We start from the raw sequence: 24,555 nt of genomic DNA, 5'->3' as shown, positions 1-24,555 counted from the left end.
CACCGGTTAGTGGAAAGAGGGGGATGGATAGTCGAGGTTTAGTTAGTGAATGGTTCTCGAGTACGACTTTGATATTGTAACGATCGCTTCGGGGGAAAACGATCCGGAGACGACCCCGTCAGGGGCGCAAAACGGACGCAAAGTGCGTGCGCTGTTTCGGAATGTGAAAACAGCCGATGCATTGCGGGCAGCGTCACCCAAAATACGCAAAATTTTTCATGATGCCGGTTTTGGTCTGGATTCGACGCGCAGCGAGATTACCCATGGATATTACCGTCCACAGGATACGGCGGACAGGGATCGCATTCTGCGAGCCTTGTTTCACAATATCCGGACGACGGGAGTCAAAGGCGAATATTGCGGCGAGTTTGATTTCCTGAAGTTCATGAACGATGTAAAAGCCGCCAAGCCGCGCGCCGGGTTGCCCAAAGAGGTTCCAATGTGGAAACCCAGGCCACAGCAGGCGGAATCGGCCGGACCAAATCGCCGAACTGTACCAGGCCGGGTTGGGTTTGCTTTGGGGTTGGCGGTGATTATCTTTGCGCTGCTCAAGTATCTGGCGGCTGCGGGGGCAACCCCTTAGATCAGCCGAACGCCAGCATCTTTCATCGCGGTCTCTGCCGAGGCCAATGACCCATCCAGGTTAATTGCCCGGCAGGCTCTCATCTGAACTGACACGTCGAAACCCAGCCGCGCTGCGTCAACCGCAGAGTAGTAGACGCAGAAATCCGTGGCCAGTCCGACGAGTGTCAGTCTCTCGATTTCACGGGTGCGCAGATACCCTTCCAACCCGGTGGGCGTGGTCTGGTCGTTCTCAAAGAACGCCGAATAGCTATCGATGTTGCTGCGGAACCCTTTGCGCAGGATCAGATCGCCATCCGTACGCAGGTTCGCATGAAATGCTGCCCCATTTGTTCCCTGCACGCAGTGATCTGGCCACAAAACCTGAGGCCCATAAGGCATCTCGGTCATGTCATAGGGGTTTTTGCCCGCATGGCTGCTGGCAAAGGAGGAATGCCCCGCAGGGTGCCAGTCTTGCGTCAGGATCACCGCGTCAAAATCGGGTATCATCGCGTTGATCGGGGCTACGATCTGATCCCCGCCGGGAACCGCCAACGCGCCGCCGGGGCAGAAATCGTTCTGGACGTCGATCACGATCAGGGCATGGGTCATCGGGGCCTCCTTCGGTTGCAATATCGGTAGTGGGCGCGACAAGGGGCGTCAATCCGGTCTCTTGCGACTCTGTCCGCGCGGGTTTAGACCGCGCGCATGTATACGATCGCTGCTCTCTATCATTTCACCCGGTTCGCCAACCACGAAGCCCTTCGTGCGCCCTTGCTTGAGCTGTGCCGCGCGCAATCGGTCAAGGGGACGCTCTTGCTGGCACAGGAAGGGATCAATGGCACTATTGCCGGACCCCGCGCTGGCATTGGCGCGGTTCTGGCCCATATCCGTGCGCTGCCCGGCTGTGCTGATCTGGAGTGGAAAGAGGCCACGTCTGACCAACCGCCATTTGGCAAGATCAAGGTACGCCTGAAAAAAGAGATCGTGACCATGGGCCAACCGGACATCGATCCGCGCGCCCGTGTCGGCAATTATGTCGAGCCCGAAGACTGGAATGATCTGATCCGCTCGGATGATGTGGTGGTGATCGACACCCGAAATGATTACGAGGTGGCAATCGGTACGTTTGAGGGCGCGTTAGACCCTGAAACAAGCAGTTTTCGTGAATTCCCCACCTGGTGGGAAGAAAACAAGGACCGGTTCCACAATAAGCGTGTGGCGATGTTCTGCACGGGTGGCATCCGGTGTGAGAAATCCACCAATTACCTGTTGGGTCAGGGGGTCGAGGATGTCTATCACCTGAAAGGTGGCATCCTGCGGTATCTCGAGGAAATGCCCGTCGAGAACAGCACCTGGCAGGGCGAATGCTTTGTGTTCGACAACCGCGTATCCGTTGGGCATGGGCTGGTCGAAGGGCCGCACAACCTGTGCCATGGCTGCCGTCGCCCGATCCTGCCTGAGGATGTGAAACGTGCCGAATACGAACACGGCGTGTCCTGCCATCAATGCATAGAGGAAACCTCTGAGGTCGACAAAACCCGGTTCCGGGAACGTCAAAAACAGATCCTGCTGGCACGTCAGCGGGGACAGGAACATCTGGGCACGGACTGATTTTCTGAAATCTGGTTGCCACGCAGGACAGTCCACCGGATAATCCCGGAGATTTCAGCGCGTTGGAGGTTCCATGTCCCGAAAACCCACGACTTTGGAAGAATGGAAATCAACGCTGCTGGCGGCAGCCGCAATGGTGGTTGCCAGTTTCCTCGCATGGTTCGGTCTGTCCCGTCTGAGCGAGGGCACCGCAGGTGACACGATCGGTACGATCGCCTCTGTGGGGCTGGTTGTGTGGATGGTGTCTCAATCCTGGTTCTATATGACTCAGGTGAAATCACCGCGCCGCATTCTGTTTTTGATGGGTGTGTCCTTTATTCAGGTCGTTCCGTTCCTGTTCGCCGCTGCCTATGGCGCATTCGGGTACCAGGATAATTGCGTCATCGGGGCGCAAGGGCCCGCTGATATCCTGTATTTTTCTTATGTTACATTCACCACCGTTGGGTACGGCGATATGTCCCCAACCGGGCTGTGCCGCGCCCTGGCCGTGGCCGAGGCGGTGACCGGCTATATCCTACTGGGCCTGTTCGTCGCGGCGGCGGTGGCGTTGTATGCCCGCAATCATAGTCCGGATTAGGCTCTGATTTCGCCTATTTGTTTTGATCTATCCAACGCGACATCATCTGTTTGTCGCGAAAGCACTCCGACGGGATTGGGCGGCGTTTGCTGCGCGAGATACGTTCGGCAAAGGTAACCTGCTTGCCGGTCGGGTAATTTGCAAATGGCGAGGGATCATCAGGTTTGTGTTTGGAAATCCAGGCGGACATGGACTGACGGTCGCGCTGCGCCTCGACCGGAATCTCAAGTGCAGTTTGCTCCGCGATGGCGCGGGCATAGCGTATCTGCCGATCGGTGGCGGGCAGCAGGTGATAGTCGTTTGTCGGGCCGTGCGGGGCGGTGTTTCGCAATGAATGGGCCATCGGTTGATCCTCTGACTATGTAGAACATAAATAGAACATTAACCGAAAATTTCAAGCCGTGGCCTGTTGGAATTGGCAGGAAATCGCTCTGGATCAGTTTTATTGACTGCTGAGTCAATAAAATATAAACGCGGGGGAAACAGCTTCTGATCAGGGAATCCCCACAATGAGATTTCAGCCCAAGGCGAGCCATTTCATCAACGGTGAATATGTCGACGACACGACCGGAGCACCCATAGACGTGATCTACCCCGCAACAGGGGAAGTGATCGCACGGCTGCATTCTGCTACTCCGCAGATCATAGATCAGGCTCTAAACAGTGCAAAATCGGCACAGGCAGACTGGGCCGCGATGTCTGGGACCGAAAGGGGCCGTGTTCTGCGCCGCGCCGCGGACATCATGCGCGAACGCAATCGTGATCTGTCGATCATCGAAACCCACGATACTGGAAAACCGCTGCAGGAAACTTTGGTTGCCGACGCTACTAGCGGGGCCGATGCGTTGGAGTATTTCGGAGGTTTGGCGGCCTCGCTGACCGGCGAGCATATCCCGCTGGGTGGTGGGGATTTCGTCTATACGATCCGTGAGGCGCTTGGGGTTTGCGTCGGAATCGGCGCGTGGAACTATCCAACCCAGATTGCCTGCTGGAAAGGCGCGCCTGCTTTGGCCTGCGGCAACACGATGGTATTCAAGCCTTCCGAGACCACGCCCTTATCTGCTCTGCAAGTGGCCGATATCCTAGTCGAGGCCGGGGCACCAAAGGGTGTCTATAACGTAATTCAGGGTTATGGCGATGTGGGCGCATCACTTGTGACGGACCCCCGTGTTGCCAAGGTCTCGCTGACCGGATCGGTACCGACAGGGCGCAAGGTTTATGCCGCAGCAGCCGATGGCATGAAGCATGTCACGATGGAACTGGGCGGCAAGTCCCCCATGATCGTGTTCGACGATGCAGATATCGAAAACGCCGTGTCTGGCGCCATTTTGGGGAATTTCTACTCCTCGGGTCAGGTCTGTTCCAACGGCACCCGCGTTTTTGTACACAAAGGCATCAAAGAAGCCTTCCTCGATCGCCTGTCCCAGCGTCTGGCGAATGTGAAAATCGGTGACCCGATGGATGAAGAGGTTAATTTCGGTCCGATGGTTAGCGAAAACCAGATGAATATCGCTCTGGGTTATGTTGAAAAAGGCAAGGCAGAAGGTGCGCGTTTGGTCTATGGCGGTGCGCGTATCGAAGGCGACGGGTTCTACATTCAGCCCGCCGTCTTTGCCGATGTGACCGATGACATGGCCATCGCGCGCGAGGAAATCTTCGGCCCGGTTATGTCAGTGTTGGATTTCGAAACCGAGGAAGAGGTGATGGCCCGCGCCAATAACACCGAATTCGGTCTGGCAGCCGGTGTGTTCACCAAAGATCTGACCCGAGCCCATCGTATCGTGGCCGCGTTCGAGGCGGGCACCTGCTATATCAACACCTACAACCTCGCACCGGTTGAAGCCCCGTTTGGCGGGTCAAAAATGTCTGGGGTCGGGCGGGAAAACTCGAAATTGGCAATCAATCATTTCAGCGAGATAAAAACGGTCTATGTCTCGATGAATGACGTCGAGGCGCCTTACTGACTAAATCCACCAATTCAGGCTCTGTTCATGGGGTTTTCCCTCGGGAACAGGGCATTGGATGCCGCGGTTCGTCAGGAGATCAGCCCTGACTAAGTGGCCACCCTGAGTTTTTCCCAGACGTTTCAGTCCGCCCTCACAAGTGCGAGAAGCTGAGCGATGTTCTCTCGGGCGTTGGCCGTGTTTTCAAGCAGGGCAGTTGCATCCGCCAATGGTCGTTCTTCAATCCTGGTTACAGGTTCTGCCAATGCCAGAGTCGCCCGCCTGACCTGTCCGAATTTTTGGTCGACCTCAGGCTGCGGGACGTCTTCCATATCAGAAAGCCAGAACAATCTTTCTGCTTCGTTCACCCTGTCAAACTGCAACAATACCCGCCCTGCATTTTCAAACTCACCTATATCCAGATCGGCCTGCGCCCGCAGTGACATGGCCTTGTCCGAGGGGTCATCCCCTAACTCCAGCAAGGCTTTGTGTGGCTGGCCGGACAACAATGCCGCCTGCGCGCGCAAAAGGGCTCGGTCCTTTCGCCTGATAGTGTCCTGAGGTCGGTTGGACCAAAATAGCGTTGGACGGGCAAACCCCAGCGATGCCAACCTTTCGGCAATGGAGATTGCGGTTTCGGTTTTCAGCGATTGTGCCATCGGTCCGGGCAGGTTGAAGATGCGCCGCAAAAAAGTATCGTCGTCGGCGCGCGCAGTCAGTACTTGAACGGCCCGGTCCAGCGTTTCAGCTGAATTCGGAATATCTTCTAACAGATCAAAAGACTGGTCGAACTCTTGGCCCAAACTCAGCGCCAGCGCATATGTCCGTTGCATAAGTGGGCCGATCTCAGATCGGCGCAATTCGACCGTGTAAGATGCGGCAAGTTCGAGCTCCCGGGCGGAGGCTGACCCGCGTTCCGCCCACCGCTGTTCAATCAGTCGCGCCAGCGCCAGAGGCGCTTCGAGCCCTGCTTCCGAGCTGCCCACCACGTCTTTCAGCAAGGTTTCGGATTTCTCCTGATCGCCTTCGGCCTTTGCAACACCGGCCTTGGCCTGAATCGCGCCGGGGCTGGGTTTGGTTTCGATGCGATTAACAGCCCGCAAGACGCGCCGCGCGGCTTCAAGTTTTTGGGCTGCAACGAAAATGTCGGACAGCATAGGTCCGACTTGCCGGCGCAGATGATCCGGTAGTCGCGCAAACGATTGTTCCATAACCCTTATCTGGGCATCTTCGGCGAGCTTACCCTCGGTCAGAGCGGCCCAGATTGCGGCGTCACTTTCGCAACGCTGTAGGTCGCGGAATGGATTTGACCCTTTCAGTGGCCGGTTGTCCAGAACAGCGGCAATCGCAGAAATCCGGTTCGTTTCCGGCGTCTCTTCACCAATCCAGCCAAGGCTGCGAACCGCCTCGGCACCGAAGCCGAAATACGCATAGAGCTTGGCAAGCTTCATGGCCCGTCCTTTGTCAACGCGATCAAACTCCTGAAACAGGCCAGTGCGCAGCTCTGCCACCTGTTCGGGGAACAGGCGCCCATCGGACCAGCTGTCAAAGCCTAGCTCGGCGCTGGAAATGCAGGCCGGTTTCTTCTCCAGTTGTGGAATGGATGGTCCCAGCAAGCCATCCAGATCATCCAGTACCGAAGTGACCGCGATGTTCAGGTCCATGCGTGGCGGCATGTTCAGTGATTGATTGTCGTTCGAATCTCGTGGGCCGATCTGGGACAGTTCAAGATCAACCAGATCTCGGTCAGCGCCCTGCAACAATCGCGTCGATAGCTGGTCCTCAGATATCTGCGCATTGAGATTCAAAAGCGGCAATACCAGAGGATCAAGCGCCTGTGGCCCGGGCAGCGGGGCGTTTACCACTGCCGTTTTGGGCAGCGTTGGGGGTGGAATGTCGCTGCTGATCGGTGGAAGGGCTGCCCCCGGCGCAATATCCACAACGATCATCGTGTTTTGATGCAGAAATGCGGTGGCAAAGCAGTCGCAGCCGAATTCCATCTCTAACGCATCACCCGGGTTGGTCTGTGAGATCGCAGACAGACGGTTCTGCGACAGCCGCTGAAACACTGCCCCGGTCTGAAATTCGGCATCAAAAAGCGCTATGTCGAGTCTTGCGCCATTCTTCGTTTGCTTCAGACCCCATTCCGTTCCCGGGGGCACCTGCACAACAAGACGCGTATATCCGTCATGCTCGCCCGATCGCACAGAAATGTCGCGCGCGCCAGCCTGTCCAGCGGCCGTAAGCGCCGCTGAAACCATTAGGGCGTATCGGATCATGCCGCTGCCTGCTTTAGCTCTTTCAAGGCCTCTTCAAGTTCTGAGAAACCCGGCCTGTTATGGGTGGGAGTGTTCTGCCGCCCGACTTCGATGCACATGGCAGGGTTGTGGTTGTGCAGGTTGGCAACCAGAACCTCTTTGATCAACTGATAGAAATGATTGTCTTCCTCCACCACGGATTTGAGTTTTCCTGCAAATGGGCCGACCAGCCCATAAGCCAGAAAGACCCCCAGGAACGTCCCGACCAGAGCGCCACCGATCAGCTTTCCCAACACTTCTGGGGGTTGATCAATCGAGCCCATCGTTTTGATAACGCCCAGAACTGCCGCAACAATTCCAAGTGCGGGCAGGCCGTCAGCAACAGTCTGTAGCGCGTGGCTAGAGTGCATGGCGTGGTGAAAATTCGCCTCCATCCGCTTTTCCAGCACCTCTTCGACCTGGTGGGGATCGTCATAATTCAAAGAGGCAGCCCGCATCGTGTCGCAGATCAAATCGACGGCTTCTTTGTCGGCCTGAATTTTCGGATAAGTCGAAAACAGAGGCGAGTTTTCGGGGTCTTCGATATGCTGTTCAACCTCGACCGGGTTGGCCTTGGCGATACGGATCAGCGAAAACAACAGGCACAGCAGGTCACGGTAGTCATCTGGTTTCCATTTAGGACCTTTGAATACTTTTGCCATATCCTTGATCGTGTGCTTCACGGCGCTCAGGTCATTGCTGATCATAAATGCGCCGACCGCGGCGCCACCGATCATCATCATCTCGAACGGCAGGGATTTCATGATGATGGTCATTTTCCCGCCAGCCGCCAAATAGCCGCCGAACACCATGACGAAAATAACAACAATTCCGACAATTCCGATCATAAGAAGTCTCCGGCGAATTCCGATGCAGGGTTGAAAATCATGGGGGCTACTCCTGCGGAGCCGAAGCGTTTCGCCCGGCCATAATCACGCTGATTGTATAGGCAGCCTCGGGGTTCAGGCCTGCCAAAACACCGGCTGCGGCATCGGGCGGCATCCGTGACAGGAATCCGGCGGCAAAGGTCGGGTCCATCGTTTCAAACAGGGCGGCCGCATCTTTCGGCTTCATGTTCTGATAGACATCCGTCAGGCGCGTCAGGTCTGTCTCAGCCGCTTTTTCCGCAATGGCCAGCGTCTCACGCAGCGCCTCTTCGGCCTGCTGCAGGGCGGCCAGGCGGGTCTCAATGGCCTCATCGGCAATGGCGAGCGCCTTTTCCCGATCAATGGCTGTGGCTTCGCGTTTTTTCAACGCTTCTTCGCGCCGCAGCAATTCGGTCAGCAATATTCGGGCACCGGGCAGTTCTGCTTGGGTCTCTTTCGGTTTTGATTCTGCCTGTTCGGCCCCTTTTGCCAGGGCTGGTGCAGCCTCAAACCCCAACCGAATCGCGGCTGATCCAAGCATCAACAGTGAGATCACTGTCAGCACACCGCTTCTTGGTCGTTTCTCTACAACGCGTCCGCTCATGTCGCGGCCTCTCCGCTATTGCGGTCGTGGCGGAAAAACATCAGCCCGCCCGGGCGCTTTTCCTGAGTATCCTCAAATTTGGGCGCAGCAGGATCCTCTGGCTTTTCCACCGCCTCGACCTGAACCTCTTCAGGCTCAGGATCCGTCGTTGGTTCCTCGGCCTTGGGTTCTTGCGGCTTGGGATCTTCAACCTTGATGTCATTGGCGGGTTCTTCGGCCGGAATGACATCATGCATCGAAGCCATCATCAGTTCGAGCCGCTGAGCAACTGATTCCGCCCTTTGTGTCAGTGCCTCAAGTACAAGGCCCGACTGGTCCGAAGAAGTTCGTGCTGAATCAAGCGATTTCTTCAGCTCATCCGCCTGGGATGACAGGACAGCGACCGCGCCACCGACACCTTGTTCCAGATTAGTGAACCGCTTTAACCGACGGGACAGCACAAAACAGTAAAGACCCGCGCCCAGCGCACCTGCGACCAGCAAAATATCTGCAATCAGCTCCATCTCGGCCTCCTAATTCAATACGAATTCCATCACGAGGACATCGCGCACGCGCCCTTCCCCGACGACGATTTCAATGCGACGCAAAAGGTGGCCACGGATACGCATCAGTGCGAGCGAATCCTCGAGGTCCGACACTTCGACCGCCCGCAGATACCCGTTCAGAACATCCATGATTCGAGGCTTCATCTTCTCGACATCCGAGACGTAGCTGCTGTTCACCTCAAGCTGGGCATGGAATTTCAGGTGCCGCGAATCGCCGGCATTGACCGAGACGATCACCGCCGGCAGGTCGATAAAACCAACCTCAGGCAGGGCTTTAACCTCGGTCCCTTTGTCTTTTTCCTTGGCGTCTTCCGCGGCTGGTTGCCCGCCAAATGGCAGTAGCCCCGAAGTGGTCAGGAAATACCCGCCCGCAGCCCCGGCAACGGCCAGAATCACCCCAATGACCAATCCTTTTTTCCCCGATTTTTCCGGGGCTTCTGCCTGTTCTGCAGTCGCGTCAGTCATGACGTCCTCATTCATTCAGTCTGGGGATGTCATAACCCGGCAGGGACTAACCGATTGTTAAGGGCAATCGTCCAAACAGGGGGTGCGCCGGGCAGAATGTCGGTGAGTCGGAGGTGAGCGTGCAGCAGATCGGAACTGTCTGGGCAAGTTTGGACAGGCGAAAGCAAATCATTGTCGCCGGTGCAGTCGTGCTGGTGTTTTTGGGGGTCCTAGCGATGTCGCGGTTGGCGACGGCGCCGTCGATGACCCTACTCTATGCCGGGCTGGAAAGCGGCGCGGCGGGGGATATCGTTCGATCACTGGATCAGCGCGGCGTACAGTATGAGATTCGGGGCGGTTCGATTTACGTGCCCGGCTCGCAGCGGGACGAATTGCGCATGACTCTGGCCAGCGAAGGCCTGCCTGCGAACGGAAACCGCGGGTATGAGCTTTTGGATTCACTCAGCGGGTTTGGCACCACCTCGCAAATGTTCGATGCGGCCTATTGGCGTGCGAAAGAGGGTGAGCTTGCGCGCACGATTGTCGGCAGCCCTCATATAAGCCAGGCGCGCGTGCATATTGCCAACGGGTCGACGAATCCGTTTCAGCGCAGCGTCGCGCCGACGGCGTCGGTCTATCTGGTGTCCTCGGGTGCGGATATCACTTCGGATCAGGCCAAGGCGATCCGGTTTCTGGTCTCTTCCGCCGTCAGTGGCCTCGCACCCGAGAATGTGGCGGTGATTGATTCCAATGGTGCGGTCATTGGCGCAAAAGAGACTGCGGTGGCAGCAGATACCGCGGATGACAAGTCGCGCCAGCTGCGCGAACGGGTCCTGCGTCTGATTGAGGCCCGAGTGGGGGCCGGAAATGCAGTCGTTGAGGTCAGTGTTGATACGGTCACCAAAACCGAATCCATCCGCGAAAGGCGCTTTGATCCTAAGGGACGCGTGGCCATCAGCACCGATGTCGAGGAACGGTCTGACAGCGCCCGGAACCAATCGTCCGACGTCACGGTGGCGTCGAACCTGCCCGATGGGGATGGCGCGGGCGGGGACGCAACCAATTCAAATGCCACACAGACGCGGGAGCGGGTCAACTATGAGGTATCCGAGACGGAGCTAGAGGTTCATACCGCACCCGGTGCGATCAAGCGCCTGACCGTTGCGGTTCTGGTGAATGGAACGCGGACGGTTGATGCCTCGGGCGCCGAAAGCTTTGCGCCCTTGCCCCAGACCGAGCTTGACGCATTGGGTGAGCTTGTGGCCTCGGCCGTTGGGTTCGATGCCGAACGCGGCGATGTCATCACCTTGAAATCGCTGGATCTGCCCGCAGTAGAGCCTGGTGGAACTGTGGTTTCCGCTTCGATCTGGCAGCAGATTCATTTCGACGCCATGTCGCTGGTTCAAATGGTGGTTCTGGCGATTGTGATGCTGGTGCTGGGATTGTTCGTGATCCGTCCGATCCTGATGAAACCGGCCCTTGCCCCCGCCCTTTTGCCAGCAGGATCGCCGCCAGAGCCCGAGGCGGTTCTGACCGGTGAGATCGCGACCGAAGAGGACGGGCAATTCGCCGCTATTCCGGGACATACCCCGGGGGATGTACCCGCGCTGGCGGCAAATCCGGGCGCTGATCCGGTTGATCGGCTGCGGGCCATGATCGGCGACAAGCAGGAGGAGACCGTGGAAATCCTGCGCAGTTGGCTTGAAGAAAGCGAGGAGCGTGCGTGATGTCGATAGCCCATCTTCTTGAGGATTTCACCGTACAGGCAGGCGGCGGCAAAGTTCATTTACTGGACGAAGAGGCGCTGGAAGAACAGCGGCTTGGAGCCTTCGAACACGGCTATCGCGCCGGATGGGACGATGCCCTTCAGGCCCAAGAACAGGGTCGTGGACAGGTATCAGACAACCTCGCCCGCGCGCTTGAGGATATGTCCTTTACTTATCACGAGGCGACGAGCCGGATGACACTGTCGTTGGAGCCCATGTTCCAAAGCCTGGTCAATCTGGTGTTGCCGGACACCCTGGATCGGGGGCAGGCCCCGCGGCTGGTCGAACAGCTTACCGAAATGGCCCGGGAACAGATTGGTCAGCCGATGCAGGTCTTTGTGCCTTCGGGTTTCGCGGATGCGGTCGAGGGGCTGTTGCCCCCTGAATTGGCCACCCCGACACGGGTTGTCGAGGACCCGTCTCTGGTGCCTGGTCAGGCGCGTCTGCAGGTTGGTACCTCGCAGCGAGAGGTGGATAGCAGCGCCTTGCTAGAGACAATCCGTTCAGCATTTGACGCTTACGTGTATGAGGCAAAAGAGGCATTGAACAATGAGTGACCCGCAATCCCCCAAACCCGAAAAAGCCAGCCCGTTTGATTCCGTTCCGATCGAGGTAACCGTGTCAGTCGGTCGGGCGCGCCCGCTAATCCGAGATCTGCTGAATATGGGGGAAAACGCTGTTCTCACCCTGGACAAACGGATCGAAGATCCTGTGGACCTATATGTTGGCGATCAACTGGTGGCGCGCGGTCTGCTGGAAGAGATGGAGGGTGATCAAGCCGGGCAACTGGCCGTGCGCCTAACCGAAATCGCGGATCTGCAGAACGGGATCGGGTAATGCGTTTCCTGTTTTGGGTGGCGGTGCTGCTGACGCTGACCCCGTCTCTGGCCGTCGCACAAGAGGTGTCGCTGTCACTGGGCGAAGGCGGGTCGATTTCCGCGCGCACCATTCAGTTGATTTTGCTGATTACCGTGCTCAGCCTCGCGCCTGGGCTGGCGATCATGATCACCTGTTTCCCGTTCCTGATCACCGTTCTGGCCATCTTGCGGCAAGGGATCGGATTGCAGCAATCCCCCCCCAACATGCTGATCGTCAGCCTCGCACTGTTTCTGACCTATTTCATCATGGAGCCGGTCTTTTCGGAGGCCTGGACCACAGGTATTCGCCCCATGGTCGAAGAAACGATGGAGGTCGAACCAGCGTTGGAGCGCGCGTTGCAGCCGTTTCGTGCTTTCATGGCCGGACGCCTTGATCCGGATACTTTCCACGCCATGGCAGCATTGCGACCCGGGGGTGATACGGTTTCCTTGTCGGCCGAGGCACCCTTGTCGATCTTGATGCCGTCTTTCATGCTCTCTGAGATAGCGCGGGCCTTTCAGATCGGGTTTCTGATCTTCCTGCCGTTTCTGATCATTGATCTTGTGGTGGCCGCTGTGCTGATGTCGATGGGGATGATGATGGTTCCGCCTGCAACAGTGTCGCTGCCGTTCAAACTAGCCTTCTTTGTCATTGCCGACGGCTGGTCGCTGATCGCAAGCGCGCTGGTGCGTAGCTATATGACATGAATCGTCACTGCCTGGTGATCTGCAGACGTGCGCGCAGGCCTTGCTCTCCGGCTTCGAAGCTGAGGGTGCCGCCATGCTGTTCTGCGATTGTCGCCGCGATTGTCAGACCCAGACCAAACCCATCCGAAGACCCGGTGTTTGACCCGCGCCGGAACGGGGCCATCAGGGCTTCGATATCCGAGACGGACAGGTCGGCCCCTTTGTCCTCGACGGTGATGGTTGCTATTTTGGCATCGGTTTCCAGCTGAACTTCGGCATGGCGCCCATATTTCAGCGCATTGTCGATCAGGTTGGTCAGGGCGCGCTTCAGCGAAATTGGCCTGCCGACGACCAGCATTCTCCGGGTCTCGGGCAGTGATCCATGCCCTCGGCGCGACATGAAAACTGACGTGCCGCCCTGTACCGCCACTGGGGCCAGCTTTTTCAGGGTCACCGGCAGTCCCATATCCTGATAGTCTGCGACCAGAGCCTCGACCAGCGACGTCAGTGAAATCTGCCGCGGTTCCTCAATGCTCAGCTCGGACCTTGTGTAGGTCAGAACGCTTTCGATCATGCCGGTCATCTGATCGACATCGGCCTCAAGCTTTTCGCGCAGCTCAGCATCCGGGATCAATGCGGCGCGCAGCCGGACGCGGGTGGCCGGGGTGCCCAGATCGTGGCTGACACCCGATAAAACAGTGGCGCGCTTTTCCAGTTGCATGCGCTCTGCGTCCAGATGCTCGTTCACGGCAGAGACGATGTCGCGCAGTTCGGCCGGGCCATCGGCCTCATAACTGTTCGGCCCGCCCCGCCTTTTGCGGTCGCGCAAGGCGGTCGAAAACCGGGTGAAACTGTCCGATACATTGCCCACCGAGGTAAGGATCACCGCCAGCGCAACTATGGCGACCAGAATCGTGGGCAGACGCAAGTCGGTTGGGGCTGCACGGCATCCCCAGATACCTGTCCCGTCCACCTGTTGCCATGCGCCGCGCCCATAGCGGGCGATCAGTATCGGTTCGCTGCAATAGGTCGCCAAAAGCCGGGTCAGGTTGCCCATTTTCTCTGGGCCGGTCTGGTCGATGCCGGAGAGGATGTCGGACACCGGGTAAACCAGCCGGTCTGACATCACAGCCAGCGTCAACTCTCGGCCCGAAACCGGTGCCGAGCTGTCAGTCAGGATCGACAGGTTGGTGACAAAGCTGCGATCCGAAAACCCGGGAAGTTGCTCAAACTGCCCGGCATCCGCCAGGCTGGCTGCTTTGGGCGGCAATGGTACGATTGAGATGCCTGACGGTGGGGATTTACCGATGCGCAAATCCTCGTAAACAGCGAACCCGGCAACATATGCACGGGTCTGGAATTCCTGCCATGCCCGGGCCGAGGCGAACCAAAGGCCTGCGGCCAGCAACCCCGAGGTAAAAGCGGCGCAGGTCCAGATCCAGCCTAGGCTGCGCAGGCGCGTGGCGCGGACGGTCATGCGGTTTCGTCCACAGACACCTCTGCGGCAAAGATATAGCCCACACCGCGTTCGGTCTTTAGCATTTGCGGGTCTTTGGGGTTGGCCTCGATCTTGGATCGCAGCCTCCCGACCAGCATGTCGATGGCGCGTCCCTGGCCTTCGCTCTTGTCAGTAGCGCCTGTTACATCCAGGGCCGCGGCGATTTCATCCCGGGTCAGGGGAATATGCGGGTTGGCCAGAAAAACCTTGAGCATTGCTGTTTCTCGCTGGGACAGGGATACCAGATATCCGTCCGGCGAATGCACTTCGTCCCGTTTGCCGTCATAGAGCCAGCCGTCAAACCTAAAGGTGCGGGTGCGGCGGCGATAGGCAAGCGAAGGTGTACGACGCGCCCGTTGCATGACGGCGCGAACGCGAGCCAGCATCAGTTGCGGATTAAAAGGTTTGGCGATGTAATCGTCGGCGCCTACCTCATACCCGGCCATGCGTTGATGATCGGCGGACAAGGCCGAGACCAGAATGATCGGCACGTCCTGTTCGGCCCGCAGGCGGGCACAGATATCAACGCCGTTTTCATCCCCCAGCATCACATCCAATAGAATCAGGTCGATCCGACCCGACTTGAGATGGGCGCGGATTTCGCTTTCGGAACTGGCGGGCAGCGCAATGAAGCCATTCTGTTGCAGGAACTGGGTCATCATCGACCGCATTTCAGGGTCGTCATCCACCACCAACAGCCGCGGAATGCTCACAGTGTTCTTCCTCCTGTTCTCTGGCCCCAAACTTCGTCCATTGTAACGAACGGAAACAGATTCAATGCTAACGTAACACGCTGTAACAAAAGCGGTGAAAATTTGCGCCTTTCCCGGGTATTGGCCCGGATTAAGCGTTGTCAGACTCAGATAGGGGCACAGTATTGCGGCATTGCCAATTTGACTGGCACCGAATTCTCAGGGAGGAGAAAACATGAAACGATTTTCTTTTGCGACTGTGTCCGCATTGGCCGTCGCGGCCGGATCATCTGTGGTGGCCGAACCACAGGCGGAGGTCTTGCATTGGTGGACATCCGGTGGCGAGGCCAAATCGGTGGCCGTGCTTCAGGAAGAGTTTGCCTCGAACGGGGGCACATGGACCGATATGCCTGTCGCAGGCGGCGGCGGTGATGCAGCCATGACGGCGCTGCGGGCGCGGGTTCTGGCAGGCAACGCGCCGACAGCGGTTCAGCTGAAAGGCCCGGCGATTCAGGAATGGTATGAAGAGGGCGTTCTGGCCGATATCTCGAACGTGGCCGCCGCCGAAGGCTGGGCCGACGTTCTGCCCGCGTCGATCGCTGGTCACATGATGTGCGAAGGCACTTGGTGCGCGGCGCCTGTGAACGTTCACCGCATCGACTGGATCTGGGCCAATGCCGATGTGCTGGCTGCGAATGGCATCGAAATGCCCACCACATGGGATGAGTTCAACGCCGCTGCCGAGAAACTGCAGGCCGCCGGTGTGATCCCACTGGCCCATGGCGGTCAGGCCTGGCAGGACGCCACGGTTTTCGAAGCCGTTGCACTGGGTCTTGGCGGACCCGAGTTCTATCAGAAAGCCCTGGTCGATCTGGACCCCGAAGCACTGACCTCGGACATGATGATCCAGGTCTTTGACCAGATGCGCACCCTGCGTGGCTATGTGGACGAGAACTTCTCGGGCCGTGACTGGAACCTGGCCACCGCGATGGTGATGAACGGCGAAGCGGCCTTTCAGATCATGGGTGACTGGGCCAAGGGCGAATTCCTGGCAGCGGGCAAGAAGCCTGGTGAGGATTTCCTGTGCGCCTCGACCCCCGGCGATGGATATCTGTACAATGTCGACAGCTTTGCCATGTTCGAGGTTGAGGGCGACGACAATCGCGCCGGTCAGGAATTGCTGGCCAAGCTGATTGTTGCACCGAACTTTCAGGAAGTGTTCAACCTGAACAAGGGTTCGATCCCGGCCCGGACCGATGTGTCGCTGGATGCCTTTGACATCTGCGCGCAAATCTCGGCCGAAGACATGGGCTCGACCTCGGCAGGTGGTTCGCTGCTGCCATCTTATGCCCATGGCATGGCGCTGCGCGGGTCGCAGGCTGGTGCGATCACAGATGTTGTGACCGCGCATTTCAACTCGGATATGTCCTCGGCTGACGCGGTTCAGCAACTGGCGGACGCGGTGGCCAACAGCTACTGATCCAATACGCTCTGCCCCCCAAGGTGTGGGGCAGAGCATCTTTCCCCGGAGGAAAACATGTCCGAATGGCTGGAAAACCACCTGCCCAAGGTGGTGCTGGCACCGTCGTTCATCGCCGTATTGATCTTTGTCTACGGATTTATCGGATGGACCGCATGGGTGTCGCTGACCCGATCGAAACTGCTGCCGAAATACGAGATCCATGGCTTCATCCAGTATGAGCGCCTGTTCGACTCTCCGCGCTGGGATACGGCGATTGGCAACCTGTATATCTTTGGCACCCTATTCATCGTGATCGCGATGCTGCTGGGCCTGCTGCTGGCCATCCTGCTGGATCAGAAAATCCGCGTCGAAGGAGCGATCCGAACAATCTATCTCTACCCCATGGCGCTGTCGATGATCGTCACGGGCACGGCGTGGAAGTGGATCCTGAACCCCGGTCTGGGGATTGAGTCCATGGTGCAGGGTTGGGGCTTTCCCAACTTCGAATTCGATTGGCTTGTGAATCCCGATTACGCGATCTACACCATCGTCATTGCCGCACTCTGGCAAAGCTCGGGCTTTGTGATGGCGTTGTTTCTGGCCGGTCTGCGCTCGGTTGATGGCGAGATCATCAAGGCCGCACAGGTCGATGGTATTCCAACATGGCGTATTTATACCGCGATCATCATCCCGTCGATGGCCCCGATTTTCTTGTCGGCTTTCATCGTGTTGGCGCATCTGGCAATCAAGAGCTTTGACCTTGTCATCGCCCTGACCGGAGGCGGTCCGGGCTATGCGACCGATCTGCCCGCCACCTACATGTATGCGATGGCCTTTTCGCGCGGCGATATCGGCCAGGCGGCATCTTCCGCGATGATCATGATGCTGGTCGTCTTTGCCATCGTGGTTCCTTATCTCTACTCAGAATTGAGGGCTAAAAATGACTGATCTGTCGATGCCCCACACCCAAACCCGCAGCCAAAGTAACATGAGCAAAATCGCCCTGCGCTGGCTGCTTTACGTGGTGCTGTGCCTGTTCGCGCTGTATTACCTGATGCCATTATTTGTGATGTTGACGACATCGCTCAAAAGTCTTGAGGAAATCCGTACCGGTAGCCTGATATCGTTACCGCGTGAGGTGAGTTTCGAGGCCTGGAAAACCGCTTGGTCGGGCGCCTGCACGGGTATCCAATGCGAAGGTCTGCGGCCTTACTTCTGGAACTCGGTCCTGATTGCGGTGCCTGCGGTGGCCATCTCGACCCTGCTGGGCGCGCTGAATGGTTATGTTGTCGCGCAGTGGCGGTTCAAAGGGGCGAACATCATCTTTTCGCTGATGCTGTTTGGCTGCTTCATCCCGTTTCAGGTCGTGCTGCTGCCGATGGCGCGCCTGCTGGGCATGATGGGCATTGCCGGAACCATTCCGGGCCTGATCTTTGTCCACGTTATCTACGGGCTTGGCTTTACCACGCTGTTTTTCCGCAACTATTATGTCTCTATCCCGGCCGAGCTGACCAAGGCCGCCCGCGTCGATGGGGCCGGGTTCCTGCGGATTTTCTGGTCGATCTTCCTGCCACTGTCACTGCCGATCATCGTTGTAACCGTGATCTGGCAATTCACGCAGATCTGGAATGATTTCTTGTTCGGCGTGTCGTTCAGCCAGGCGGGCACACAGCCTGTGACCGTGGCGCTTAACAACATCGTAAACTCCACCACCGGCGTCAAAGAATACAATGTCGACATGGCCGCCGCGATCATCGCGGGTCTGCCGACGCTGCTCGTCTATGTCGTTGCCGGTAAGTATTTCATCCGCGGCCTGACCGCTGGCTCTGTGAAGGGATAGAATGATGGCTCCCATCCTTGATATCAACAAGCTGTACAAGAACTACGGCGCAACCGAGATCCTGAAGGATATCAACATCTCGATCGAACCGGGCGACTTTCTGGTGCTGGTCGGCCCATCGGGCTGTGGTAAATCCACCCTGCTGAACTGTATTGCCGGGCTGGAACCGATCACCGGCGGTACGCTGGCCATTGGTGGCAAAGACATGACCCATGTCAGCCCTAAGGATCGCGACATTGCCATGGTGTTCCAGTCCTATGCCCTCTACCCGACCATGTCAGTGGCCAAGAACATCACCTTTGGCATGAAGGTGCGCGGGGTGGATCAGCCCACGCAGGACGCCAAGCTGAAAGAGGTCGCGTCCCTGCTGCAGATCGAACCTCTGCTGAACCGTCGCCCCAGCCAGCTGTCCGGCGGTCAGCGTCAGCGGGTGGCGATGGGACGGGCGCTGGTGCGTGATCCCAAGCTGTTCCTGTTTGACGAGCCGCTGTCGAACCTCGACGCCAAGCTGCGGGTTGAGATGCGGACCGAGATCAAGAAGCTGCACCAGACGCTGGATGCCTCGATCGTTTATGTCACCCACGACCAGATCGAGGCGATGACGCTGGCCACCAAGATTGTGGTTCTGAAAGGCGGGATCGTGCAACAGATCGGCAGCCCGGCCGAGATCTATAACAACCCCGCCAACCTGTTCGTCGCCGATTTCATGGGCTCGCCTGCGATGAACCTGATCCCTGCAAAGGCCACCAAGAACGGCACAGGCACCGAAATTGCCATCGAGCGGTCATCGGGTGAAACGCTAGTCCTGAAGGATGCCCGTGATCTGTCACTGCCGCAGGATGTCATTCTGGGCCTGCGCCCCGAGGATATCGCCGAAGCCGGTTTCCGCGCCGGGGACGGCGTGCAGGAAGCGGTTTGCATGGTCGACATGGTCGAACCTGCCGGAGCTGACACCTATGTTGTGTCCGAACTGGGCGGCAAACAGGTCACTGCGCGCCTGCACGCGGAAACCAGCGCCCAGGCCGGACAAGAGCTGAACCTGGCCTTTGACATGAGCAAAGTGTCCTATTTTGCCAAGGAAACCGGCGAGCGGTTGAACTAATAAATGCGCCGCGTGAACCCAATCACGCGGCGCATTTCTAACCGGGAAAGCGGCCTTAGCCCCGCTTCATATCCTTGATCAGACGGTTCAGATCACCGCCGCGCGCGTCCAGCATGGCGCCAATCTCGGTACGTTCGGTCAGCAGCATGTTCACGCCTTCGATAAACATGTTGAAGAATTTGTCGCGGCCGGATTTGTCGGACACCAGGAAGGTCACCTCAAAAGGCGAGGAGCCCTGCAGCTTGACCGAGGTACGCACCTCGTATCCGGCTTTGATCTTGCGCGCATTTCGAACGGTCACCTCGCCGCCAATGAACTCGCGAAAGCGACGTCCGTATTTGTTCGAGATATAGCCCTGAAACGCGTCGGTGAACTGCTTTATCTGTGACGCACTGGCCGAGCGGCCATCGGCCCCCAGCACATAGCGGGCCATGATCGGAACGTCGGCATATTGCACGAAGATCTTTTCAAAATCGCGGATCATGCTCTTTTCGGATTTTCCCGAACTGATGACGCGGTTGATGTCATCCACAACGCTAACGACCAACGCTTTTGCACTGGCCTCTGTCTGGGCAAAGCCTGGCAAGGGGAGGGTGGCTAGCGCCAGGCCGGCGATGCCAGATGCAATAAACTCTCTTCTCTTCAAATAATTACTCGGCATATGGATCCTCGTAGGGGTCAAGGTAGGGGTCTCTGACAGGGTCGGTCCCGATATCTGCATAGGGATCGTCATACAATCCCAGATAGGCGTCCTCATCATCGCGTGCCAGTTCGAAACGTCGATTTTGCAGGTAAATTGTTTGTGCCTGCTTATAGCTGTCAGCACTTTCATAGAGGATGGAATCGACTGTGTCCGAGAACCGTCCACGGTCGCCCATCCGCCTTACGATTTCGGCGTAGACGCCGATATTCTCGACCGGGCGCACCGGTGTGAAGTTGATCGGGTTCGAAAACAGGTTGACGACGACGCCGACCGCATCCCTGGATGTTGAGGGGCCATAGAAAGGCAATTCCACATAGGCGCCTTCGCCAAAACCCCAGACGTGCAGGGTTTCACCGAAATCGGTATCCACGGGCGGCAGGTTCAATTCGCTGGCCGGGTCAGACAGACCCGCGCCACCAACGGTCGTATTGATGAGGAACCGCAGCAGGGCATTGCCCGACTGCTTCAGATTGCCCTGCAGCAGATAATCCAGAGCCTGACCCGGCATAGTCAGGTTTTCGGCAAAATGGTTGAAACTGGTCACCATCGGATCGGGCACGATCTTCACATAGCCCTTCGAGGCCGGACGGAACAGGAACCGGTCGACGCCCAGATTGAACTTGTGAATGCCGCGGTTTGTATTCTCGTAGGGATCGAAAGTATCGCCGCGCGCGGCCTGATCGGCGGGTTGGGACGCACAAGCGCCAAGAACGGTCATCAGGGTCACGACAATCAGGGGCTTGAATCTGATCTTGCTCAACACGGTATTTCAACTCCAAACGCGCCAGCCGTTTTGTGAGTGGGGCTGGACGCTCAATCAATAATGCCTGCGGCCATTTTGCGGCTCAATCTGTCGTCACATAAAGGTTTTGGGCCCATTTTGAAACAGTTCGCGTTTAACCCGGCCGACTGCATCTGGTAAAGTGACACAAGTTCAACACCTCGGGATAAGAGAAGTTACGCTTAATACGCCACTGACCGCAGTTTTACTGGTTTCACACTTTTCCAGCCGAACGATCCCGGATAGCGTCCCGCCGAGTCTATATCAGGTGAGGATCAACAGATGAGTATCGCAGCAAAACTGGAAAGCCTGGGAATCAGTCTGCCGGACGGGCCGGCGCCCGCCGCCAATTATGTGCCTTTCGTGCGGGTCGGCAATATCGTCTACGTTTCAGGACAGATTTCCAAGGATGCGGAACTGATCACCGGCAAGCTGGGTGATAACATGGATGTTGCAGCGGGTGCTGCGGCTGCCAAGGTCTGCGCGATCAATCTTCTGGCGCAGGTCAAGGCTGCTTGCGGTGGCGATATAGAAAAGCTGGTGCGTGTAATCAAACTGACAGGGTTTGTGAATTCAACCGCCGATTTCATCGACCAGCCGCAGGTGATCAATGGTGCGTCGGACTTTCTGGTCGAGGCGCTGGGCGAGGCTGGTCGCCATTCGCGCTCGGCCGTGAGTGCAGCGTCGTTGCCGTTGGGCGTCGCGGTTGAGATCGAAGGCATCTTCGAGATCGCATGACCCCGGTACTGCCCGCTACGTTCCTACAGGCCCCGATCACGCATCGGGCCCTGCACGACAAATTGGACAACCGCCCGGAAAACAGCCGGGCGGCGGTTCGTGCCGCTGTTAAGGCCGGTTACGGGATTGAGATTGATCTGCAGTTGAGCGCCGACAACCGGGCTTTGGTCTTTCACGACTATGACCTGGGGCGACTGACCGGGCGACCGGGGCCAGTTCGGCAGATTTCGGCGCAGGTAGCGTCCGAGACACAGCTGTTGCACGCTGATGACGGTATTCCGACACTGGATGATGTGCTGGAAATCGTGGCGGGCAAGGTGCCCCTGCTGATCGAGCTTAAGGATCAGGACGGTGTGATGGGCCCGAATGTGGGCCCGCTCGAGCGCGATACTGTACGAGCCCTTGAGGGTTATGAAGGTCCGGTGGCGCTGATGTCGTTCAACCCCAAATCGGTGGCTGAACTGGCGCGGTTGGCGCCGCATTTGCCCAGGGGGATCACGACCTGTTCGTATCAGCCCAAAGTCGAACTTTTGCCTGCGGCGGTGTGCGATTACCTGCGGGACATCCCGGATTTCGCAAGGGTCGGGGCCAGTTTCATCAGCCACGAAGCCGAAGACTTGTCCCGCCCAAGGGTTGCCGAGCTGAAGGCGCAGGGTGTTCCGGTCCTGTGCTGGACCGTTCGCTCGGCTGCGCAAGAGGCCGAGGCTCGCAAGATTGCCGATAATGTGACTTTCGAAGGGTACTTAGCCGCGCATCCGGGTTGAACCGCGCCCCTTCCGTCACAGATAAAGATCAAACGCAGAGGGCACATGGATCAGGCACAAATCGAGGTTCGGGTACTTGGATCGCTCTCGCAGATTATTGCGGCAGAGTGGGACAGCTGTGCCTGCCCCGAGGCTGCGGACGGGGGCCGTCCGCTTGATCCCTTTACCACTCATCGCTTTCTTTTGGCTTTGGAGGAAAGCGGGTCGGTCGGGCCGGGTACCGGTTGGCAGCCGCAATACCTGACGGTTTATCTGGACGGAATGTTGATCGGGGCCGCCCCGATGTACGCAAAATCGCATAGTCAGGGTGAATATATCTTCGACCACAACTGGGCGCATGCCTATGAAAACGCCGGCGGGCGGTATTATCCCAAACTGCAGATTGCCGTGCCGTTCACCCCGGCCACCGGGCGCCGCTTTCTGCTGCGGCCGGGATATCAGGCGGTGGGCATGTCCGCCTTGGTGCAGGGGGCGGTGCAGCTGGCGGTGGATAATCAGGTATCGTCGGTCCATGCGACCTTTTGCACTGAAGATGAGGCGTTGGCGGGCGCGCAGATGGGCCTGATGCTGCGCCATTCCCAGCAATTTCACTGGCTGAACGACGGGTATGCGAATTTCGATGGATTTCTGGCCGCTTTGTCCTCGCGCAAACGCAAGAACATTCGCAAGGAACGCGCGCAGGCCTGCGCCTTTGGCGGTGAAATCCGCGCGTTGACGGGTGATGACCTGCGCCCTGAACATTGGGATGCGTTCTGGGAGTTCTATCAGGATACCGGCGCTCGGAAATGGGGCGTGCCCTATCTGACGCGGCAATTCTTTGATATCGCTCAGGAAACCATGGCGGATGACATGGCATTGGTTCTGGCCGAGCGCGGCGGGTATCGGATTGCGGGCGCGCTGAACTTTATCGGGCGCGAGACGCTTTATGGCCGTTACTGGGGCTGCGTCGAACATCATGCCTGCCTTCATTTCGAACTGTGCTATTATAGGGCAATCGACTTTGCCATTGCCCAAGGCCTGGCTCGGGTCGAGGCAGGGGCGCAGGGCGAACACAAGCTGGCGCGCGGCTATCTTCCCACGCGCACGCACAGCCTGCACTGGGTCAATGACCCCAGCTTTGCCGATGCGATCAAAAAATATCTGGACGCCGAGGCCCAAGCAGTGGGAGAAGAAATCGAGATTCTGACTGATTATGGCCCGTTCAGAAAGTCGAACCCGGAGGAACACCAATGACTGAACTTCTGTCGACCGAGACCCGTGGCCCCTTGCTGGACCCGCTGTTCAAAAGCGGCTGGACCATGGTCAAGGACCGGGATGCGATCACCAAGACCTTTATGTTCGAGGACTTCGTCCACGCCTTTGGTTGGATGACCCAAGTGTCTATGTTTGCCGAGAAATGGAACCATCATCCCGAATGGTTCAATGTCTACCGCACGGTTGAGGTGACGCTGTCCACCCATGATGTCGGCGGGCTTTCGGCGCTGGACGCCAAACTGGCCCGCAAGATGGACAGCTTGGTCTAGCCGCTGTCACCGCGTGATCCGACACCACCGGCAAGGCTGGCAACCTGACCCAGCCGCCTGAACTCGGCTGGGGTGACCAGGTTGTCACTAACGTCGATTTCGGCAGGTATCCGGGTAGTTCTGTTGCCGATCATGCGCACGGACCGTGCTGCGGGGTTGATGTCGAGACAACGCCGGTCATAGCAGGTCAGGCCATTGGTACTGATCTCTATCCTCGGTTGGCCATCAGGGCCGGTCACAATAGGGGCCTGCGGCACATCACATGCCGCAAGCAACCCCAACGCAAAAAGAGCGCTCCATTTGGTCATTGCATACTCCTGTCTGGCCCAAGGCCGCAGAGCCTAATCCAGTTGACCGTTGCTGTTCTGATCAGCAGAAATAAAATCTTCGGTCATATGCTGATCGTATTCCGTTCTTGAAATATTACTATCCCGGTCCCGGTCAACCTTTTGGAATTGCTTTATATCCAGAAACGGCTTGGCTTCATCCAGGCCCAATGTGCCGTTCTTGTCCTCATCCATCGTCTGGAACGCATAGTCGGAAAAGGCGTCGAACTCATCTTTCGACAGGAAGCCGTCATTATTGGTGTCGATGGCCTTAAGCTCATTCTCATGCAGCTCTGCCACGGTTTCGGCCGTAGCGGCACCCGCCAGGGACAACATCGACAGGACGATTGCGGTTTTCATCTTCA

General features: G+C 57.7%; 29 protein-coding genes. 16 read left to right on the top strand and 13 right to left on the bottom strand.

What is annotated here, in order from left to right; translation table 11 throughout:
* The first annotated feature begins 49 nt into the window (after positions 1 to 49).
* On the top strand, positions 50 to 583 hold the full coding sequence (locus AC2FJ5_RS13710; protein ID WP_496692779.1) for a hypothetical protein: 534 nt from the start codon (positions 50 to 52) through the stop codon (positions 581 to 583).
* On the opposite strand, the gene pncA is transcribed toward AC2FJ5_RS13710, so the two are convergent.
* Entirely contained in the window at positions 580 to 1,173 is a 594-nt protein-coding gene (pncA, locus tag AC2FJ5_RS13705) for a bifunctional nicotinamidase/pyrazinamidase (protein WP_496793688.1), read from the bottom strand. The genes AC2FJ5_RS13710 and pncA overlap by 4 nt on opposite strands.
* A 96-nt stretch (positions 1,174 to 1,269) precedes the next feature.
* Between pncA and trhO the strand changes: the two genes are divergently transcribed.
* Entirely contained in the window at positions 1,270 to 2,175 is a 906-nt protein-coding gene (trhO, locus tag AC2FJ5_RS13700) for an oxygen-dependent tRNA uridine(34) hydroxylase TrhO (RefSeq protein WP_496793686.1), read from the top strand.
* Positions 2,176 to 2,248: 73 nt separating this feature from the next.
* Positions 2,249 to 2,752, top strand: a complete 504-nt coding sequence (locus AC2FJ5_RS13695) for a potassium channel family protein (protein ID WP_281973307.1) — start codon at positions 2,249 to 2,251, stop codon at positions 2,750 to 2,752.
* Between the two features lie 13 nt (positions 2,753 to 2,765).
* Here AC2FJ5_RS13695 and AC2FJ5_RS13690 read toward each other — a convergent pair whose 3' ends face one another.
* Entirely contained in the window at positions 2,766 to 3,095 is a 330-nt protein-coding gene (locus AC2FJ5_RS13690; protein ID WP_142638625.1) for a hypothetical protein, read from the bottom strand.
* 166 nt (positions 3,096 to 3,261) lie between these two features.
* On the opposite strand from AC2FJ5_RS13690, the gene betB reads away from it, so the two are divergent.
* Entirely contained in the window at positions 3,262 to 4,716 is a 1,455-nt protein-coding gene (betB, locus tag AC2FJ5_RS13685) for a betaine-aldehyde dehydrogenase (protein WP_496793685.1), read from the top strand.
* A gap of 122 nt (positions 4,717 to 4,838) precedes the next feature.
* Here the strand turns inward: betB and AC2FJ5_RS13680 are convergent, their stop codons facing one another.
* Genes AC2FJ5_RS13680 through AC2FJ5_RS13660 form a run of 5 tightly spaced genes read right to left on the bottom strand, consistent with a single transcriptional unit; the run spans position 4,839 to position 9,472 of the window.
* Positions 4,839 to 6,974, bottom strand: a complete 2,136-nt coding sequence (locus AC2FJ5_RS13680; RefSeq protein ID WP_496793684.1) for a hypothetical protein — start codon at positions 6,972 to 6,974, stop codon at positions 4,839 to 4,841.
* On the bottom strand, positions 6,971 to 7,840 hold the full coding sequence (gene motA, locus AC2FJ5_RS13675; protein ID WP_496678419.1) for a flagellar motor stator protein MotA: 870 nt from the start codon (positions 7,838 to 7,840) through the stop codon (positions 6,971 to 6,973). The genes AC2FJ5_RS13680 and motA overlap by 4 nt, the downstream gene beginning before the upstream one ends.
* Before the next feature lie 46 nt (positions 7,841 to 7,886).
* Complete coding sequence (locus tag AC2FJ5_RS13670) at positions 7,887 to 8,462, bottom strand: MotE family protein (protein ID WP_271952374.1); 576 nt, start codon at positions 8,460 to 8,462, stop codon at positions 7,887 to 7,889.
* Positions 8,459 to 8,965, bottom strand: a complete 507-nt coding sequence (locus AC2FJ5_RS13665) for a hypothetical protein (protein ID WP_496793683.1) — start codon at positions 8,963 to 8,965, stop codon at positions 8,459 to 8,461. The genes AC2FJ5_RS13670 and AC2FJ5_RS13665 overlap by 4 nt, the downstream gene beginning before the upstream one ends.
* A 9-nt stretch (positions 8,966 to 8,974) precedes the next feature.
* Positions 8,975 to 9,472, bottom strand: coding sequence for a flagellar basal body-associated FliL family protein (locus AC2FJ5_RS13660; RefSeq protein ID WP_496793681.1), 498 nt, complete (start codon positions 9,470 to 9,472; stop codon positions 8,975 to 8,977).
* Positions 9,473 to 9,591: 119 nt separating this feature from the next.
* Between AC2FJ5_RS13660 and fliF the strand changes: the two genes are divergently transcribed.
* From fliF to fliP, 4 genes are read left to right on the top strand one after another with little or no spacing between them, the layout of a single operon-like run.
* Positions 9,592 to 11,178 carry a flagellar basal-body MS-ring/collar protein FliF gene (gene fliF, locus AC2FJ5_RS13655; RefSeq protein WP_496793680.1) on the top strand — a complete coding sequence of 529 codons (1,587 nt, stop codon included), beginning with the start codon at positions 9,592 to 9,594 and terminating at the stop codon, positions 11,176 to 11,178.
* Positions 11,178 to 11,774: a FliH/SctL family protein gene (locus AC2FJ5_RS13650; protein WP_496692771.1), complete on the top strand. Its 597-nt coding sequence runs from the start codon at positions 11,178 to 11,180 to the stop codon at positions 11,772 to 11,774. Before fliF ends, AC2FJ5_RS13650 begins: the two co-directional genes overlap by 1 nt.
* Positions 11,767 to 12,054, top strand: a complete 288-nt coding sequence (locus tag AC2FJ5_RS13645; RefSeq protein ID WP_271952383.1) for a FliM/FliN family flagellar motor switch protein — start codon at positions 11,767 to 11,769, stop codon at positions 12,052 to 12,054. The genes AC2FJ5_RS13650 and AC2FJ5_RS13645 overlap by 8 nt, the downstream gene beginning before the upstream one ends.
* On the top strand, positions 12,054 to 12,782 hold the full coding sequence (gene fliP / locus AC2FJ5_RS13640; RefSeq protein ID WP_496793679.1) for a flagellar type III secretion system pore protein FliP: 729 nt from the start codon (positions 12,054 to 12,056) through the stop codon (positions 12,780 to 12,782). The genes AC2FJ5_RS13645 and fliP overlap by 1 nt, the downstream gene beginning before the upstream one ends.
* A 4-nt stretch (positions 12,783 to 12,786) precedes the next feature.
* Here fliP and AC2FJ5_RS13635 read toward each other — a convergent pair whose 3' ends face one another.
* Positions 12,787 to 14,238 (bottom strand): sensor histidine kinase, encoded by a 1,452-nt coding sequence (locus tag AC2FJ5_RS13635; RefSeq protein ID WP_496793678.1) that lies wholly within the window; start codon positions 14,236 to 14,238, stop codon positions 12,787 to 12,789.
* Entirely contained in the window at positions 14,235 to 14,972 is a 738-nt protein-coding gene (locus tag AC2FJ5_RS13630; RefSeq protein ID WP_496692768.1) for a response regulator transcription factor, read from the bottom strand. The genes AC2FJ5_RS13635 and AC2FJ5_RS13630 overlap by 4 nt, the downstream gene beginning before the upstream one ends.
* A 214-nt stretch (positions 14,973 to 15,186) precedes the next feature.
* Here AC2FJ5_RS13630 and AC2FJ5_RS13625 point away from each other — a divergent pair, with 214 nt between their 5' ends.
* The 4 genes from AC2FJ5_RS13625 to AC2FJ5_RS13610 are packed head-to-tail and all read left to right on the top strand — an operon-like array spanning position 15,187 to position 19,355.
* A complete protein-coding gene (locus tag AC2FJ5_RS13625) occupies positions 15,187 to 16,431 on the top strand; it encodes an ABC transporter substrate-binding protein (RefSeq protein WP_282022100.1) in 1,245 nt (414 codons plus the stop codon).
* A gap of 57 nt (positions 16,432 to 16,488) precedes the next feature.
* On the top strand, positions 16,489 to 17,361 hold the full coding sequence (locus tag AC2FJ5_RS13620; protein ID WP_142638652.1) for a carbohydrate ABC transporter permease: 873 nt from the start codon (positions 16,489 to 16,491) through the stop codon (positions 17,359 to 17,361).
* Complete coding sequence (locus AC2FJ5_RS13615) at positions 17,354 to 18,253, top strand: carbohydrate ABC transporter permease (protein ID WP_271952391.1); 900 nt, start codon at positions 17,354 to 17,356, stop codon at positions 18,251 to 18,253. The genes AC2FJ5_RS13620 and AC2FJ5_RS13615 overlap by 8 nt, the downstream gene beginning before the upstream one ends.
* A gap of 4 nt (positions 18,254 to 18,257) precedes the next feature.
* A complete protein-coding gene (locus AC2FJ5_RS13610; RefSeq protein ID WP_496703496.1) occupies positions 18,258 to 19,355 on the top strand; it encodes an ABC transporter ATP-binding protein in 1,098 nt (365 codons plus the stop codon).
* A gap of 55 nt (positions 19,356 to 19,410) precedes the next feature.
* On the opposite strand, the gene AC2FJ5_RS13605 is transcribed toward AC2FJ5_RS13610, so the two are convergent.
* Positions 19,411 to 20,016, bottom strand: coding sequence for an MlaC/ttg2D family ABC transporter substrate-binding protein (locus tag AC2FJ5_RS13605; protein WP_496793676.1), 606 nt, complete (start codon positions 20,014 to 20,016; stop codon positions 19,411 to 19,413).
* Positions 20,006 to 20,776: an MlaA family lipoprotein gene (locus tag AC2FJ5_RS13600; protein WP_142638706.1), complete on the bottom strand. Its 771-nt coding sequence runs from the start codon at positions 20,774 to 20,776 to the stop codon at positions 20,006 to 20,008. Before AC2FJ5_RS13600 ends, AC2FJ5_RS13605 begins: the two co-directional genes overlap by 11 nt.
* Positions 20,777 to 21,121: 345 nt before the next feature.
* Between AC2FJ5_RS13600 and AC2FJ5_RS13595 the strand changes: the two genes are divergently transcribed.
* From AC2FJ5_RS13595 to AC2FJ5_RS13580, 4 genes are read left to right on the top strand one after another with little or no spacing between them, the layout of a single operon-like run.
* Positions 21,122 to 21,577 (top strand): RidA family protein, encoded by a 456-nt coding sequence (locus tag AC2FJ5_RS13595; RefSeq protein ID WP_496793674.1) that lies wholly within the window; start codon positions 21,122 to 21,124, stop codon positions 21,575 to 21,577.
* Positions 21,574 to 22,341 (top strand): glycerophosphodiester phosphodiesterase family protein, encoded by a 768-nt coding sequence (locus AC2FJ5_RS13590; RefSeq protein ID WP_496793673.1) that lies wholly within the window; start codon positions 21,574 to 21,576, stop codon positions 22,339 to 22,341. The genes AC2FJ5_RS13595 and AC2FJ5_RS13590 overlap by 4 nt, the downstream gene beginning before the upstream one ends.
* 45 nt (positions 22,342 to 22,386) lie before the next feature.
* Positions 22,387 to 23,574 carry a GNAT family N-acetyltransferase gene (locus tag AC2FJ5_RS13585; protein ID WP_496793672.1) on the top strand — a complete coding sequence of 396 codons (1,188 nt, stop codon included), beginning with the start codon at positions 22,387 to 22,389 and terminating at the stop codon, positions 23,572 to 23,574.
* Positions 23,571 to 23,864: a 4a-hydroxytetrahydrobiopterin dehydratase gene (locus AC2FJ5_RS13580; RefSeq protein WP_142638667.1), complete on the top strand. Its 294-nt coding sequence runs from the start codon at positions 23,571 to 23,573 to the stop codon at positions 23,862 to 23,864. Before AC2FJ5_RS13585 ends, AC2FJ5_RS13580 begins: the two co-directional genes overlap by 4 nt.
* Here the strand turns inward: AC2FJ5_RS13580 and AC2FJ5_RS13575 are convergent.
* Complete coding sequence (locus AC2FJ5_RS13575; protein WP_281973287.1) at positions 23,861 to 24,172, bottom strand: hypothetical protein; 312 nt, start codon at positions 24,170 to 24,172, stop codon at positions 23,861 to 23,863. The two genes, AC2FJ5_RS13580 and AC2FJ5_RS13575, sit on opposite strands and share 4 nt — an antisense overlap.
* A 33-nt stretch (positions 24,173 to 24,205) precedes the next feature.
* Positions 24,206 to 24,550, bottom strand: coding sequence for an EF-hand domain-containing protein (locus AC2FJ5_RS13570; RefSeq protein WP_142638671.1), 345 nt, complete (start codon positions 24,548 to 24,550; stop codon positions 24,206 to 24,208).
* Between the last annotated feature and the right edge of the window lie 5 nt (positions 24,551 to 24,555).

It is taken from the genome of Ruegeria sp. CDSA221 (genome assembly GCF_059611825.1).
Note: the sequence above shows the minus strand (reverse complement) of the source record. Positions and strands in the feature narration are given on the sequence as shown.